At 73.5% G+C, this 14,607-nt stretch carries 13 protein-coding genes; 9 read left to right on the forward strand and 4 right to left on the reverse strand.

Annotated elements, in window-relative coordinates; genetic code table 11:
- Positions 1–102: 102 nt before the first annotated feature.
- From glsA to MHY49_RS05965, 4 genes are all read left to right on the forward strand, one after another.
- On the forward strand, positions 103–1,080 hold the full coding sequence (glsA, locus tag MHY49_RS05950) for a glutaminase A (RefSeq protein ID WP_228357373.1): 978 nt from the start codon (positions 103–105) through the stop codon (positions 1,078–1,080).
- 150 nt (positions 1,081–1,230) lie between these two features.
- Positions 1,231–2,136 carry an ABC transporter ATP-binding protein gene (locus tag MHY49_RS05955; protein ID WP_239203148.1) on the forward strand — a complete coding sequence of 302 codons (906 nt, stop codon included), beginning with the start codon at positions 1,231–1,233 and terminating at the stop codon, positions 2,134–2,136.
- An 87-nt stretch (positions 2,137–2,223) separates the two neighbouring features.
- Positions 2,224–3,309: an iron-siderophore ABC transporter substrate-binding protein gene (locus tag MHY49_RS05960; protein ID WP_239203149.1), complete on the forward strand. Its 1,086-nt coding sequence runs from the start codon at positions 2,224–2,226 to the stop codon at positions 3,307–3,309.
- A 7-nt stretch (positions 3,310–3,316) separates the two neighbouring features.
- Positions 3,317–5,473 carry an iron ABC transporter permease gene (locus MHY49_RS05965; RefSeq protein ID WP_239203150.1) on the forward strand — a complete coding sequence of 719 codons (2,157 nt, stop codon included), beginning with the start codon at positions 3,317–3,319 and terminating at the stop codon, positions 5,471–5,473.
- Between the two features lie 121 nt (positions 5,474–5,594).
- Here the strand turns inward: MHY49_RS05965 and ctlX are convergent, their stop codons facing one another.
- Positions 5,595–6,539 (reverse strand): citrulline utilization hydrolase CtlX, encoded by a 945-nt coding sequence (gene ctlX, locus MHY49_RS05970; protein ID WP_239203152.1) that lies wholly within the window; start codon positions 6,537–6,539, stop codon positions 5,595–5,597.
- Positions 6,540–6,583: 44 nt separating this feature from the next.
- Positions 6,584–7,618 (reverse strand): ornithine cyclodeaminase, encoded by a 1,035-nt coding sequence (locus MHY49_RS05975; RefSeq protein ID WP_239203153.1) that lies wholly within the window; start codon positions 7,616–7,618, stop codon positions 6,584–6,586.
- Between the two features lie 136 nt (positions 7,619–7,754).
- Here MHY49_RS05975 and MHY49_RS05980 point away from each other — a divergent pair, with 136 nt between their 5' ends.
- Entirely contained in the window at positions 7,755–8,210 is a 456-nt protein-coding gene (locus tag MHY49_RS05980; RefSeq protein WP_239203154.1) for an Lrp/AsnC family transcriptional regulator, read from the forward strand.
- Positions 8,211–8,621: 411 nt separating this feature from the next.
- On the opposite strand, the gene MHY49_RS05985 is transcribed toward MHY49_RS05980, so the two are convergent.
- A complete protein-coding gene (locus MHY49_RS05985) occupies positions 8,622–9,875 on the reverse strand; it encodes a HAMP domain-containing sensor histidine kinase (protein ID WP_239203155.1) in 1,254 nt (417 codons plus the stop codon).
- Entirely contained in the window at positions 9,869–10,579 is a 711-nt protein-coding gene (locus MHY49_RS05990; protein ID WP_343068534.1) for a response regulator transcription factor, read from the reverse strand. Before MHY49_RS05990 ends, MHY49_RS05985 begins: the two co-directional genes overlap by 7 nt.
- 200 nt (positions 10,580–10,779) lie before the next feature.
- Between MHY49_RS05990 and MHY49_RS05995 the strand changes: the two genes are divergently transcribed.
- The 4 genes from MHY49_RS05995 to MHY49_RS19300 are packed head-to-tail and all read left to right on the forward strand — an operon-like array spanning position 10,780 to position 14,585.
- On the forward strand, positions 10,780–11,319 hold the full coding sequence (locus tag MHY49_RS05995) for a DM13 domain-containing protein (RefSeq protein ID WP_239203156.1): 540 nt from the start codon (positions 10,780–10,782) through the stop codon (positions 11,317–11,319).
- Positions 11,320–11,336: 17 nt separating this feature from the next.
- The gene (locus MHY49_RS06000; protein WP_239203157.1) at positions 11,337–11,795 is read left to right on the forward strand and encodes a DoxX family membrane protein; all 459 of its coding nucleotides are present in this window, start codon (positions 11,337–11,339) and stop codon (positions 11,793–11,795) included.
- Between the two features lie 10 nt (positions 11,796–11,805).
- Positions 11,806–12,636: a DUF5926 family protein gene (locus tag MHY49_RS06005; protein ID WP_239203158.1), complete on the forward strand. Its 831-nt coding sequence runs from the start codon at positions 11,806–11,808 to the stop codon at positions 12,634–12,636.
- Complete coding sequence (locus MHY49_RS19300) at positions 12,633–14,585, forward strand: glycosyltransferase (protein WP_370646010.1); 1,953 nt, start codon at positions 12,633–12,635, stop codon at positions 14,583–14,585. The genes MHY49_RS06005 and MHY49_RS19300 overlap by 4 nt, the downstream gene beginning before the upstream one ends.
- The last annotated feature ends 22 nt before the right edge of the window (positions 14,586–14,607 follow it).

The raw sequence follows: 14,607 nt of genomic DNA on the forward strand, positions 1-14,607 counted from the left end.
GCCCCGACCCGTGGCGCCCCATCGGCCCTCACCATCGGCGCCCGTCGGCCTGCCTTCGGCACCGGGCTGGGGTGTTCGCCGCGCCCCGTGTACGGTCCGAGGGTGACCAGCGCGCTCAGCACCTACTTCGACCGGCAGAGGCACGTCCTCGGCTCCGCCGCGCCCGACGGCGACATCCCCGACCTGGCCCGCCTCTCCGGCGCCCGCGAGGACCACCTCGCCGTCGCCCTGTGCATGGCCGACGGCGAGATCACGACCGTCGGCACCGACCACAGCTTCCCGATCCAGTCGATCTCCAAGGCCTTCGCCTACGGCGCGGCGATCGACCTGCACGGCCTCGAGTACGTGAACTCGATCGTCGACGAGGAGCCCACGGGCGAGCAGTTCAACGCCCTCAGCCTCGATGTGTGGACGAAGAAGCCCAAGAATCCGCTGGTGAACATCGGGGCGATCCGCACCCATGCGATGCTCGGCCCCACCCAGGGCGAGCGCACCGAGCGCCTGCGCTCCGTGCTCGAGGCCGCCGCCGGCCACACGCTCGCCCTGCACGAGGCGACCCGCCGCGAGGAGGCCCGCACGGCCGACCGCAACCTCGCGCTCGCCTACATGCTGCGCGCCGCCGGCTCGATGACCGAGGAGGCCCACGAGGTCGTCGAGGGATACATCGAGGGCTGCTCGGTCCTCGCCTCGGTCACCGACCTCGCCGTGATGGCCGCGACCCTCGCCTCGGGCGGCACCAACCCGCTGACGGGCGAGGAGGTCTTCTCCCGGGTCGCGGCCCGCAAGACCCTCTCCGTCATGCTCACCTGCGGGATGTACGACAACGCGGGCGACTGGGTGAGCGACGTCGGCCTGCCCGCGAAGTCCGGGGTCGCCGGCGGCATCATCGCCGCGCTGCCCTCCCGCTTCGGCATCGCGACCTACGCCCCGCAGCTGGACCTGCACGGCAACTCCGTGCGCGGCACGCTCCTGTTCGAGCGCTTCAGCGAGGACTTCGCCCTGCACATGCTCGACGGCGTCGAGCCCATGGACCTCGAGCGCCGCGCCGCCGAGATCGTCGAGGTGAGCGGCGAGCACTGAGGGTGCCGCCCGTGCTCGCGGCTCGCTCGCGCCCCGCCCTCCCGTCCATCCGTCCGCCCGTCCGCCTGCCCACCCGCTGTGCCGCAGTGCACATCTCTGAGGGCGGCCCGGGGGTGTGGTCGACCATGGGGCGCGGTTAGGCTCTCCTTCATGACGACCGATCTCCGATCGACCGCCGTCGAGGAGAGCGCCGTCCCGTCCGAGGACCTCGCCCCCGACGGGGCAGGCGAGGCCGCTCGGCGCACCGCATCGCGCGACCCCGCGCGCCGGCTCGACGCCGAGGGCCTCGTGCTGCGCTACGGCCGCAGCGAGGTCGTGCACGGCGTGGACCTGCAGATCCGCCCCGGCGAGGTCACGGTGCTGCTGGGCCCCAACGGCAGCGGCAAGTCGACCGTGCTGCGCGCCGTCTCCCGCCTGCACCCGCTGACCCAGGGCGAGGTGCGCATCGCCGAGCGCGACGCGGCGCTGATGGGCGCCAAGGACTTCGCGCGCACGCTCACCCTCTTCTCCCAGAGCCGCGGCACCCCGCAGGGCCTCACGGTGCGCGAGGTCGTCGGCTTCGGCCGCCACCCGCACCGCCGCCGCTTCGCCGGTCTCTCCGAGGCCGACGAGGCCGCGATCGAACGCGCGATGGAGCTGACCGGCACCACGGCCTTCGCCGCCCGCGGAGTCGGCGAGCTCTCCGGCGGGGAGATCCAGCGCGTCTGGCTGGCCTCCTGCCTCGCCCAGGACACCGGCATCGTCCTGCTCGACGAGCCCACCAACCACCTCGACCTGCGCTTCCAGATCGAGACCCTGGACCTCGTGCGGGACCTCGCGGTCGAGCACGGCGCCGCGATCGGTGTGGTCCTGCACGACCTCGGCCAGGCCGCCCGCATCGCCGACCGCGTGGTGCTGCTGCGCCGCGGCGACGTCCACGCGGCCGGCACCGTCGACGAGGTCCTCACCTCGCAGCATCTCAGCGAGGTCTACGAGATCCCCATCGAGACCACCACGGATCCCGCAAGCGGACGCCGCCGGATCGAGGTCGCCGAACGGCGCCCTCGCGCCCGCTGACCGCACGTCGCCCCGCCGCAGCCGCCACCGCGCTGCACACCATCCCGCCCGCACCCGGCCGCCCGGCCGACACCACCCCGGAGAACCATGACCCCCACCCCGCTCAGGACTTTCGCGTCGACCACCGCCTCCTCGCGCCCGTCCCCGCTGCGCCGCCTCGGCGCCGTGCTCACCCTGGGCCTCACGGCTCTCTCACTCGCGGCCTGCGGCACGACCGACGTCGAGGCGTCCACCGATGCCACGAAGGACGCCTCCGCCGTGTCCGAGTCCTGCGCCGACGACTCCACCTCGACCGCGACCGGCCCCGTCGAGCTCACGGACGACTTCGGCCGCACCGTGAAGCTCGACGAGCCCGCGAAGCGTGTCGCCGTCCTCGAATGGCAGCAGACCGAGGACCTCCTCAGCCTCTGCGTGACACCGGTGGGCGTCGCCGACGTCGAGGGCTTCAGCACCTGGGACACCGCCGAGAAGCTCCCCGACGGCGTCACGGACGTCGGCCAGCGCGGCGAGCCCGACCTCGACACCCTCTACGGCACGGACCCCGACCTCATCATCGTCGAGGCCTCCAGCAAGGACGACGAGATCATCGGCCAGCTCGAGGAGCGCGGAGTGCCGGTGCTCGCCACCCAGGGCGCCGACGCGAAGGACCCCATCGGGAACATGAAGGACCTGTTCTCCCTGATCGGGAAGGCGACCGGCCGCACCGAGCGGGCCGACGCGGTCCTCCAGGAGTTCGATCAGCACCTCGTCGAGGCCAAGAAGAAGGTCGAGGACGTCGACCTGCCCACGCGCGATTTCGTCTACTTCGACGGCTGGGTCGACGGCGGCAACGTCTCCATCCGCCCCTTCGGGAAGGGCGCCCTGTTCAGCGCGCTCGGCGAGGAGCTCGGGCTGAAGCCCGCCTGGACCGGGAAGACCGACGCGCTCTACGGGCTGGGCCAGACCGACATCGAGGGCCTCACCTCCGTGGGCGACGCGAACCTCTTCTTTACGTCGACCGACGACCCGGCCGGCAACTACGTCACCGAGCTCGAGAAGAACGACATCTGGACCTCGCTGCCCGCCGTCGAGGACGGCCGCGCCCACGCGTTCCCCTCGAGCATCTGGACCTTCGGCGGTCCCCGCACCTCCGAGCAGGCGGTCGACGCCTACGTCGACGCGCTCACGAAGTGACCCGCCCGTGACCCCCACGGCGACCCGGACCGCCGCTCCCGAGAGCGCGGAGCGGGCCCCGGCCGCGACGCCGGCCCCCGCAGCGCCCCGGCACGCGGGCGTCGGGGCGCTGCTCGCGGGCGGCGGCGGGCTCGTCGTGCTCGCCGTGGTGCTGGTGATCGTCGGCGCCTGGCACCTCACGCAGGGGACCTCGGGCATCGGCCTCGGGGACCTGCTGCGCGCCGCCGTCGGGGCGGAGCCCGCCGACCCGGCGGGGGAGGGCGGCGTCCCCGTCTCCGCGATCTTCTCCGCCTCGCGCCTGCCGCGGCTGCTCGCCGGAGTCGCGGTCGGCTTCGCGCTCGGCGCGGCCGGCGCCGTCCTGCAGTCGATCTCCCGCAACGCCCTCGCCTCGCCCGACACCCTCGCCGTGACCGCCGGCTCCTACCTCGCGATCGTCGCCGTCGCCGCCTTCGGACTGGCCGTGCCGATCTGGGCCTCCGGCGCCGTGGCCTTCGCCGGCGGCCTGGCCGCCGCGGGCCTCGTGCTCGCGATCTCGGGCGGCGCGGGGACCTCCACCACGCGGCTCGTGCTCGCCGGGTCCGCGGTCGCGCTCGCCCTGCAGGCCGCGACCTCCGCCCTGCTCATCCTCTTCGAGGTGCAGACCACGGGCCTGTTCGCCTGGGGGAGCGGCTCCCTCGCGCAGCTGAACCTCGACGCCTCCCTGCGCGCGATCCCGGTGATCGCCGGCGTGCTCGTGGTGATGCTGCTGATCTCCCGTCGCCTGGACATCCTGGGGCTGGGCGACGACGCCGCCTCCTCCCTCGGCATCCCCGTGCGCCGCACCCGCGTGCTCGGGATCCTCGGCGCCGTGCTGCTCACCGCGATCGCCGTGACGGTCGCCGGGCCCGTCGGCTTCGTGGGCCTGGGCGCCCCGGTGCTCGCCCGCCTGCTCGCGGTGCTGCTGCCCGCCCTGCACCGCCACGTGCTGCTCATCCCCGCCTCGGGCCTGCTGGGCGCGCTCGTCGTCATCCTGGCCGACGCGCTGCTGCGCGGCATCGCCGGCGCCGAGGCCGCCGCGAAGATCCCCACCGGCATCGCGACCTCCCTGCTGGGCGCGATCATCATGATCGTCCTGGCGCGCCGATTGCGGGACTCGGGACCCGCGAAGGAGCCGCCGCAGGCCCGCACCCCGCCGCGCTCCGGCCGGCGCGCCCTCGTGATCGGCGTGATCGTGCTCGCGGTGCTCGCCGCGGCCGGACTTGTCGGACTGCTCGCGGGCAGCCTCTGGCTGCGCACGGGCGACGTGCTCCTGTGGCTCCAGCACGCGGCTCCAGCGCCGGTGCGCTTCGCGCTCGACGAGCGCCTGCCGAGGACCACCGCCGCGATCGTGGGCGGCGCGTCGCTCGCGCTGGCCGGCAGCGTCGTGCAGTCCACCGTCCGCAACCCGCTCGCCGAGCCCGGCATCCTCGGCATCACCGCCGGGGCGGGCCTCGGCGCCGTGCTCGCGATCAGCGCCGGCGGCGCGGGCGGCGCGAGCCGGCCCGTGATGGTGGGCGCCGCCATCGTCGGCGGCCTCATCACCTTCGCCGTCATCTACGTGCTGGCCTGGCGGCGCGGCATCCGGCCCGAGCGCCTCGTGCTCGTGGGCATCGGCATGGGCTTCGCCCTCTCCTCCCTCTCCACGTTCCTGCTGCTGTGGCAGAACCCGTGGGACACCCCGCGCCTGCTCACCTGGCTCTCCGGCACCACCTACGGCCGCAGCCTCGTCGACGTCGCGATCGTCGCCGTCGCACTGGTGCTCTTCGCCCCCTTCGTGCTCTCCCGCTCGCGCGAACTCGACCTGCTCGCGCTCGACGAGGACTCCCCGCGGATCCTCGGCGTGCGCCTCGAGCGCACCCGTCTCGCGGTGATCACGTGCGCGGCCGTGCTCGCCTCGATCAGCGTCATCGCGGTGGGCACGATCGGGTTCGTGGGGCTCGTCGCCCCGCACCTAGCGCGGGCCCTGGTCGGCGCGAGGCACCTGCGCTCCGTGCCGGTCGCGATGCTGCTGGGCGCGCTGCTGGTGAGCATCGCCGACACGATCGGCCGCACCCTCATCGCCCCCGCCCAGGTCCCCGCAGGACTCGTCGTGGCGATCATCGGCGCGCCCTACTTCGTCTGGCTGCTCTGGCGCTCGCGCGCCTGAGGAGCCGGGTGCCGATGGGGCTGGCGGGGCCGACGGGACTGCAGGTTGCGATGGGGCTGGCGGGGCCGACGGGACCGCAGGGGCCGACGGGACCGCAGGGGCCGACGGGTCGGCGGGCGCCTCAGACGCGCGGCGCCAGGTGGATCCCGGCGATCATGCAGCGCACCGATCCGCCCGCCGTCGCGATCGTCGGCACCTCGACCGCGCGCACGCGGCACGAGCGCTCGATCCGGCGGCGCTGATCGGGGGTGAGCGCCGCGGCGGCGGTCCCCGACATCATCAGCGAGCGCTCGCCCGCGGGATCGGAGGCCGCGCTCGCCTCCGCCACGACCTCGAGGCAGTTCCCCGCGAAGGCCCGCACCTGGTCCTCGTCGATCTCGACGACCTCCCGGCCGCCCGCGCGCAGACGCTCGCGCACGGCCTCCCTCCGCGCCGGATCCCGGATCATCGAGGCGCCCAGGACGGCGACCTCGGTCCCCACGCTCATCAGCACGTTCGTGTGATAGACGGGCACGCCCGCGGCGTCGGCCGCATCGAAGACGAGGGGCTCGAGACCGAGGTCCGCGCACACCTCCGCGAGCAGCGTCTCGTCGAGGCGCCGCGAGCGGCACGCGAAGGCCGTGCCCGTGACATCGTCGAGCACCATCGCCCCGGTGCCCTCGAGGAAGCGCGCGTCGGCCTCCCCGTCGGAGTAGTCAACGACCCTGCGCACGTGGAAGCGGCTGCGCAGGGCGGCGACGATGTCCGCGCGGCGCTCGGCGCGGCGGCTGGGCGCATACATGGGGAACAGCGCGAGCGTGCCGTCCGCGTGCGTGCTCAGCCAGTTGTTCGGGAACACGCTGTCGGGGGTCGCCGTGCCCGGATCATCGAACATCGTCACCGCGACGCCCGCGGCGTCGAGCGCGTCCGCGAGGCGCCCCACCTCGTCGTACGCCCTCCGGGCGAGCACGGCGGGGTCCTCGGCGCGCGCGGCGCCGAGGTGCTGGAAGGCGTTGTCGAGCGCCGTCTCCGGGTTCGCCGTGAAGTGATGGGGCCGCACCAGCAGTGCCCGCGACGGGGACTGCACGGGGAGCGGATGCTCCGACCGAGCACCGGCGAGGGCCGGGGCACTCATCGTCCGCCGACCGGGGACAGCGAATTGACCAGCGAGAACAGGTCCTTGGGGTCGCTCGGGGAGGCCACCAGGTCCACGTCGGAGACGAGGTCGGTTCCGGCCGTCGCGTCGCGTGCGCAGCGCAGTCCCGAGAAGTCGGAGATCGCGAAGCCCACCGAGTCGAACACGGTGATCTGCTCGGGCGAGGTGCGCCCCGCGGCCGTGCCCGTGAGCACCTCCCAGAGCTCGGTAACGGCGAAGTCCTCCGGCATCTGCTGGATCTCGCCCTCGATGCGGGTCTGCGGCGTGAACTCGACGAACACGTCCCCGGCCTCGAGGATCCGCGGGTCCAGCTCGGTCTTGCCGGGACAGTCGCCGCCGATCGCGTTGACGTGCACGCCGGGGCGCACGTCGGCCAGGTCCAGGACCCGGTTCTGGGCCTTGTCCGCGGTGCAGGTCGTGATGATGTCCGCGCCCTCGGCCGTCTCCGCGGCGGTCGCGGCGTCGTGGATGCGGAAGCCGAGCGGCTCGAGGTTGCGGCGCACCTTGTCGACCGCCGCGGGGTCGACGTCGAACACGCGCAGCTCCTCGATGCCGAGCACCCCGCGGAAGGCGAGCGCCTGGAACTCCGACTGCGAGCCCGCGCCGATGAGGGCGAGCACGCGGGAGTCGGGCCGGGCGAGCGTGCGGGCGGCGAGGGCGGAGGCGGCCGCCGTGCGCAGCGCTGTCAGCAGCGTCATCTCCGAGAGGAACACCGGGTAGCCGTTGTCGACGTCGGCGAGGACGCCGAAGGCGGTCACGGTCTGGAAGCCGCGCGCGGGGTTCGAGGGATGACCGTTGACGTACTTGAACGCGTACGTCTCGCCGTCGGATGTCGGCATCAGCTCGATCACGCCGAACGGGGTGTGGCTCGCGATCCGGGGGATCCGCTCGAAGCTCTGCCAGCGCCGGAAGTCGTGGTCGAGGTACCCGACCATGGTGGTGAGGATGTTCTGGGCGCCGTCCCGCACGATCCAGCGGGCCATGTTCGCCACGTCGAGCAGCTGCGTCATCGTCATCGCTCCGTCTCTCGCGGTGTGCCTGGTGATGATCAGCGTAGATTTCGCAGATGGCAGGCGGAAGAGCAGGATCGCGCGAGATCTGCCAAGTTCATGCGCATTCTGCGAGCAGGGATCTAGCATTCTGCGCATGAACACTGCACCGGACGGCTCCGCGGACCGGCTGACGGATCTGGACCGCAGACTGCTGGCGGCGCTGCGCACCGACGGGCGCGCGCCGATCGCCTCCCTGGCCCAGCGCCTCGGCGTCTCGCGGGCGACGGTCTCGCATCGGATCGAGAAGCTCACCGCCCAGGGCGTGATCGTCGGCTTCTCGGTGCGCGTGCGCGACTATGCGCAGGCGGCGCCCGTGCGAGCGATCTCGTTCATCGAGGTCGAGGGGCGCACGACGGACCGGGCGATCGACGCCCTGCGCGGCTTCGTCGAGATCCAGAACCTCCACACGACCAACGGGGGCTGGGACCTGGTCGCCGAGATCGCCTGCGAGGATCTCGCGGCCTTCGACGGCGTGCTGCGACGGATCCGCGGCATCGAGGGCGTGGTCAACTCGGAGACGAGCCTGCTGCTGAGCTCGGTGGTGCGCTGACGGGGCCGGGACGTCGCGGTCGCCGCGGATCCGGGCATGGGCGGACCCGCAGGCTGCGCTCGTGCGCCTGCCGGATGGACGAGGTCCGGCGCCTGCGGGTCCGGGCAGCTCGGTGGGATTCGCTGCACGTCCCTCGATCTGGTGGTCGGCGGCGGTGCCGCCGGTCAGGTCGATGGTCGCCTCAGCGGCGAGCCACCTCACATGTCCGAGAGAACTTCATCTGTCGGATCACCTCCTTCCCTGTGTCCGACGAGCGTAGGACCGGACGCGAGAGGGCGGCAAGGGATTAACGGGAGCGGACGCGGGCGCGGAGTTGGGAGCGTGAGCACGCGGGGGCCGGGTGCCGAAGCACGCGGGGGCCGGGCGGGGAAGCGGACGCATGCACCGGCGACGACGAGCGGGGCTCGAGCTTCATCCTGCAGGCAGCACGAGGTCGAGGCGGAAGCCGCCGTCGACCCGCTGCGCCGTGACGCCGCCACCGTGGGCCTCGGCGATGCCGCGCACGATCGCGAGGCCGAGGCCCGCGCCGCCGGAGGCGCCGAGGTCGTCGGACTGCGTGCGTGCGGGATCCTCGCGCCACCCGACCTCGAAGATCCGCCCGATGTGCTCGCTCGCGACGCCCGGCCCCTGGTCCAAGACGCTGAGGACCAGGCGGCTGCCGGGCAGGACGTCGGCCGAGACCACGATCTCCCCACCGTCGGGGGAGTGGCGCACGCCGTTGCTGAGGAGGTTCGCGAGCGCCCGCGTGAGCTCGCGCGGATCCGCCCGCAGCACGCGGCCCTCGATGCCGCGGTGCACGATGCGGATGCCGCGGCGCTGGGCCACGGGCATCACGTCGGCGACGGCGTCGGAGACGAGATCCAGCAGCTCGACGGTCTCCCGCCGCAGCACGAGGGTGCCGGACTGCAGGCGGGAGAGCTCGAAGAGGTCCTCGACCATCGAGCTGAGCGTGTCCACGCGACCGCGGATGCCGCGCGCATAGGCGGTGGGGTCGTCGGCGGTGCCCGCCTCGAGCGCCTCGGCCATCGCGCGCAGACCCGTGAGCGGGGTGCGCAGGTCGTGGGAGATCCACGCGATCGACTGCCGACGGTCCGCGTCCAGCGCCTCGATCTCCGCGCGCGCCGCGTCGAGCCGACGGGACGTCTCCTCGAGCTCGGTCGAGAGGGTCTCGAACTCCTTCCAGCCGGGCCCGTCAGCCCCGTCCGCGCCCTCGGATCCGTTCGAGCCCTCTGATCCGTTCGTGCCGTCGGATCCGTCCGCGCCGGCCGAGCCACCGGTCCCGATGCCGGTCCCGATGCCGGTCCCGACCCCGGTTCCGCCGCCGGCCCGGTCCCCGAGCCGCCGCGCCGAGTCCGCGAGAGCCGTGATCGAGGTGCGGACCCGTCGGCCCAGCAGCAGCCGCGCGGCCGCGATCGAGATCAGGCCAGAGACGGCGAGCACCCAGGCCAGGACCGCGAGATCGTGCGCGGAGAAGTACATCTCCACGAGCACCGCGAGGGTCGTCGCCGCGATCGAGAGCACCGTCGCGACCAGCAGGATCACCGTCTGCGAGACGATGCTGCCGCGCCGGTTCAGGCGTAGCGCCCACCAGGCGCCGCCCATCACGACGCCCGTGCACACGATCGTCGTCGCGACGATCAGCAAGTAGTCGATCGGGCTCAGCACGTGGGCCCCGTCTCCAGCCGGTACCCGGCGCCCCACTCGGTGCGCAGGAAGCGCGGGGTCGTCGGGTCGGGCTCGATCTTCTCGCGCAGGCGGCGCACGTGGACGGTCACCGTCGAGGCGTCGCCCTCGCTCCAGCCCCAGACCTCGCGGAGGATCTCGTCGCGGCGCACCACCTGGCCCTCGCGACCCAGCAGGAACAGGAACAGCTCGTACTCGCGCGAGGTCAGCGCGATCTCGCGGTCGCCGATCCGCAGCCGCCGGTGCGCGGGATCCACGCGGAACGCCCCGGCCGTGAACGCGACGGGCGCCGCATCCGGCAGCCGCCGGCGCAGCAGGGCCTCGAGCCGCAGCTGCAGCTCGCGCAGGGAGAAGGGCTTGGGGAGGTAGTCATCGGCCCCGTGCTCGAGGCCCTCGATGCGGTGGTCGACGGTGCCCAGCGCGGTGAGCATGAGGATCGGCACGTCGCTGATCCCCCGCACGCGGCGGCACAGCTCGTCGCCGCTGAGCCGCGGCAGCATCCGGTCCAGCACGATCACGTCCGGGACCTGCGCCCGTATCGCCTCCCACGCGGCATCGCCCGCCGCGAAGGCATCGACCCGGTGACCGGCCGCCCGCAGATGGTCGCCGACCACCGTGCGCACGGCCGGATCGTCCTCGACGATCATCACCCGCGCGCCCGCACTCGTCCTCTCGCTGCCGGCCACGCAGCCAGCGTAGGCGCAGGGGACGGCCGCGGATCTTACGGATCCGTCACGCGCCCTTACGGTTCCGTCATCGCGCTCACGGAGCCGTCATCCTCCTTCTCCGCGGCCGACGGGCCGGGTCGACTGGTCGCCATCGGGGTCGGCATCGGGCCGGCCCCCGGGTCGGGAAGCACCCCGGCCCTCGACACAGGAGGAATCCCATGCGCATCACCCGCACCCTGCAGCGCGCCGCCCTCGGCGCCGGAGCACTCGCGCTCGCCGCCGGCCTCGCCGCCTGCGGATCCGGCTCCGGAGGCTCCATGGACGACGGCGCGGCGAAGGACGGCTCGTCGTCGATGCAGACGAGCGACGGAGGCGGCGACGCAGGCATGACGTCCGACGGAGGCGGGGACATGAGCGGTGACATGGGCAGTGACATGGGCGGCGACATGACCATGTCCATGGCGCACGGCACCTTCGCGGGGGCGAACGGCAAGAGCGTCGCGGGGAAGGTGAGCATCGAGGACGGCAAGCTCATGCTCACCGGATTCTCCTCGGACCAGGGTCCCGACCTGCACCTCTACCTCGCCGAGGGCGATGACGAGGACGCCGTCGACTCCGGGATGGAGCTCGGCGACGTCGCCTACGACTCGGCCGAGCAGACGTTCTCCGTCGAGGGCGTCGACCTCTCGCAGTACGACCACGTGGTCGTCCACTGCGACAAAGCCAAGGCCGTGTTCGGCAGCGCCGCGCTGTCGTGAGCCCGGGGAGCGGGCGGGTGCGCGGCGCCGAACGGCTCGCCGCGGGATCGGCGCTCATCTCGCTCATCGCACGCCTCGTCCTGGCCGCGCTCTGGCTGGTCGAGGGCGCGGTGAAGGTGCACGCCGGCTTCGGCGCAGCGGACATCGGCCTGGTCGTCGACGGGGCGCGGTCGAACGCGCGCGTGCCCGAGGTGTTCGCCCTGTTCGCGGAGTACGTGATGGCCCCGCTGGCCGGGGTGCTCGGGATCGGCATCCCGGTGCTCGAACTGGCCCTCGGGGCCGGGCTCGCGCTGGGCTGGGGGACGCGCCTGCTCGCGCTCGCCTCGAGTGCGACGCTCGCCCTGTACTGGATGTCCGACCAGCTCGTCGTGCAGTACCCGGCGATGATGCTGCTCGGCGCCGTGGTGCTGTGCCTGGCACGGGGCCCGGCGCGGCCCCGCGCGCCCCGCTCCTCCGTCGGGCCGCCGCATCGGTAGACTGGCGCGCATGTCGACGAGCTCACGAGACGCGCTGGTCCGCCGTCCTTTCGAGGGACTGCCGCAGGAGCAGGATCTGGTGGCGATGCGCCAGCTGATCCCTGCCGCGACCATCAGCGCGCGGACCACCGCCGAGTTGGGGAGCGAGGCCGTCACCCTCGCCACGATCCTGCCGATGAACTGGCCCGCGATCCGCCGCTCCGACGGCTCGGTCGTCGTCGGCCTGCAGGCGAGCGTCCCCGGCGGGGACCTCTCGCGCGCCTTCGGCCAGGCGATCGTGCAGGCCCTCGCGCTCGAGCCCGGCTCGCCGGTCCCCACGGTCGCCCTCGAGGACGACTCCCCGCGCCTCCAGGACGTGCTGGACCTCGACGGCGACTTCGCGATCGAGGTCCACGACTCCTTCGAGTTCTGGGTCGACCCCGAGGCCGATCGCACCGCCGAGGTCGAGGCCTCCCTGCGGGAGGCGAACGAGAAGATCATGCCGACCCGTCCGGTCGCGGGTCTCGAGCACGCCTACTGGGTCGACGCCGGCCCGAAGGAGCACCTGCGCTGGGTCCTCGACGCCGACGAGGACCGCGTCGTCGACGCCGTGGCCCGCCTGCACGCGCGCCGCGAGTCCGGCATCGGCGAGGGCACGAAGTACGTGGGCTCCTTCCGCGCCGAGGGCCTCACCATCCCCGTGTGGGATCTGCCCTCCGGGTTCGGAGCCGAGGGCGTCGAGGCCCAGGCCGAGGCGTTCAGCGCGCGCTTCCTCGAGGCGCTCGAGACCACCGAGCCGCTCACCGTCATGGAGCGGCGGGCCCGGGGCGGCATCGTCGCGCGCCAGGTGACCCTGCGATGAGCGCGGCGGGGCCGCTCGCGGCGGACCGTCCCACGGCGGTCGCCGTGGTGATCCCCGCCAAGGACGAGGCCGACCGGATCGAGGCGACGATCCGCGCCGCCCAGCGCATCGACCGCGTGGACACCGTGGTGGTCGTCGACGACGGCTCGAGCGATGCGACCGCAGCGGTCGCCACCGGCGCCGGCGCGCTCGTGGTGCGCCACCGCACCAACCGCGGGAAGGCCGCCGCGATGGCGACCGGCGCGCGTGTCATCGCCATGCGCGAGGACACCGAGGCGGCCGATGGCGGCGTGGACTTCCGCGAGGAGCTCCACGCGGAGCCCCGCATGCCCGGCCACACGGGCCCGCTGCCCGTGATCTCCCCGTCGGACCTCATGTCCCGCGCGCTGCTGTTCCTCGACGGCGACATGGAGGACAGCGCCGAGAACGCAGCCCCGCTCGTGGACGCCGTCCTCGACGACGGCGTCGACATGGCGATCGCCCTGCTGCCACCCCAGAACGGCGCCGCCGGCTTCGGCATCGTGGTGCGCACCGCCCGCAACGGCATCCGCCGCATCACCGGATGGGAGCCGCAGCAGCCGCTCTCGGGCACGCGCTGCATCACCCGCGAGACCTGGGAGGCGTGCCAGCCGCTCGCCCCCGGCTGGGGCGTGGAGACGTCGCTGACGATCGACGCGCTCACCGGCGGTTTCTGGGTGAAGGAGGTGCCCTGCGCCCTGCGTCATCGCGCCACCGGCAAGGACCTCTCCGGGCAGCTGCACCGCGCCGCCCAGCTGCGCGATGTCACCCGCGCGCTGCTGCGCCGCCGCACCGTGCACCCTCCGGAGGTCGCGGAGGAGACGGTGGAGGGCGTCGAGGAGCCGGGCGTGGTCGCCGACGAGTCGGTGGTCGTGGACGAGCCGATGGGCGCCGACGAGCCGATGGTGGCCGACGAGCCGATAGTGGCCGACGAGGCGGCGCCGGCGGTCGAGGAGACTGCCTCGGGTGCCGAGGGCGACGCATACGTCGATGCGGAGGACAGTGCTGTCGAGGACGACGCGGAATCCGAGGACGTCGAGGCTGAGCCCGGTGTGGATCCCGAGTCGGACGATGCGCCCGCACCGCTCGCGTTCGACGGATCGGAGAGCGCGGGTGGAAGGACTGCGGAAGCGCTGTCGCCGCAGGCTGACGCGCTCGAGTCGGAGGATGAGGTCGCCCCCGCTGACGAGGCGCCCCAGGCAGACGACGCGCCCCAGGCCGACGCGACGGAGCAGATCGACGAGGTCGAACCCGCCGCCGCGAGCGCCCACGAGGCAGCGACGGAGCCGGCGCTTCCGCACTCCGCGCCCGCGAGCTACCCGGACGACGTCGACGCCTGGGGAACGGTGTCGACCGAGGCATCGGTCGTGGACGAGGATTCTCCGGAGCCGGAGCCGGAGCCGGAGCCGGAGCCGGAGCCGGAGCCGGAGCCGGAGCCGGAGCCGGAGCCGGAGCCGGAGCCGGAGACCGAGCTCGCCACGGCGCCTGCTCCCGAGACCCCGTCCGCCGCCGATTCCACGGACGCTTCGGCCGACGACGCCCCGTCGGCCCGCACTCTCGCGGACCTTCCCGCGTCGGGTCCGTTCGACGCCGAGGACGCGCGCGAGCTCGAGCAGGTCGACATCGCAGCCCTCGACGCGGACCTGCGCGCGCTGCCCGTGGACGGGCCCTTCGAACCCGAGGACGTGGTGCTGCTCGCCGGCGCCGATCTCCATGAATTGGGCCGACGCATGCACGAGGCGCCCGTGGACGGGCCCTTCGCCCCCGAGCACGCGGTGATCATGGCCGCGCATCTCCAGCGCAGCGTGCCGCGCGTTCCCGAGCGCATCGAGCTGCCGATGGACGCCGGCGAGTACACCTCGCTCGTGGTCCAGTCGGCCGTCGAGGAGGCGGACGCCGAGGGACATCGGGATCGCGGCAGCCAGGACTGAGCTGGAGCAGGGGAGCAACCCC

It is taken from the genome of Brachybacterium sp. ACRRE (assembly GCF_022346485.1).
GTDB classification, from domain to species: domain Bacteria; phylum Actinomycetota; class Actinomycetes; order Actinomycetales; family Dermabacteraceae; genus Brachybacterium; species Brachybacterium halotolerans.

Coding starts and splice junctions, on each gene's coding strand:
- MHY49_RS05955 (WP_239203148.1), top strand. CDS start 1,231: ATGACGACCGATCTCCGATCGACCGCCGTCGAGGAGAGCGCCGTCCCG.
- MHY49_RS05975 (WP_239203153.1), bottom strand. CDS start 7,618: ATGACGCAGCTGCTCGACGTGGCGAACATGGCCCGCTGGATCGTGCGG.
- MHY49_RS06005 (WP_239203158.1), top strand. CDS start 11,806: ATGTCGACGAGCTCACGAGACGCGCTGGTCCGCCGTCCTTTCGAGGGA.
- MHY49_RS05960 (WP_239203149.1), top strand. CDS start 2,224: ATGACCCCCACCCCGCTCAGGACTTTCGCGTCGACCACCGCCTCCTCG.
- MHY49_RS05980 (WP_239203154.1), top strand. CDS start 7,755: ATGAACACTGCACCGGACGGCTCCGCGGACCGGCTGACGGATCTGGAC.
- MHY49_RS19300 (WP_370646010.1), top strand. CDS start 12,633: ATGAGCGCGGCGGGGCCGCTCGCGGCGGACCGTCCCACGGCGGTCGCC.
- MHY49_RS05995 (WP_239203156.1), top strand. CDS start 10,780: ATGCGCATCACCCGCACCCTGCAGCGCGCCGCCCTCGGCGCCGGAGCA.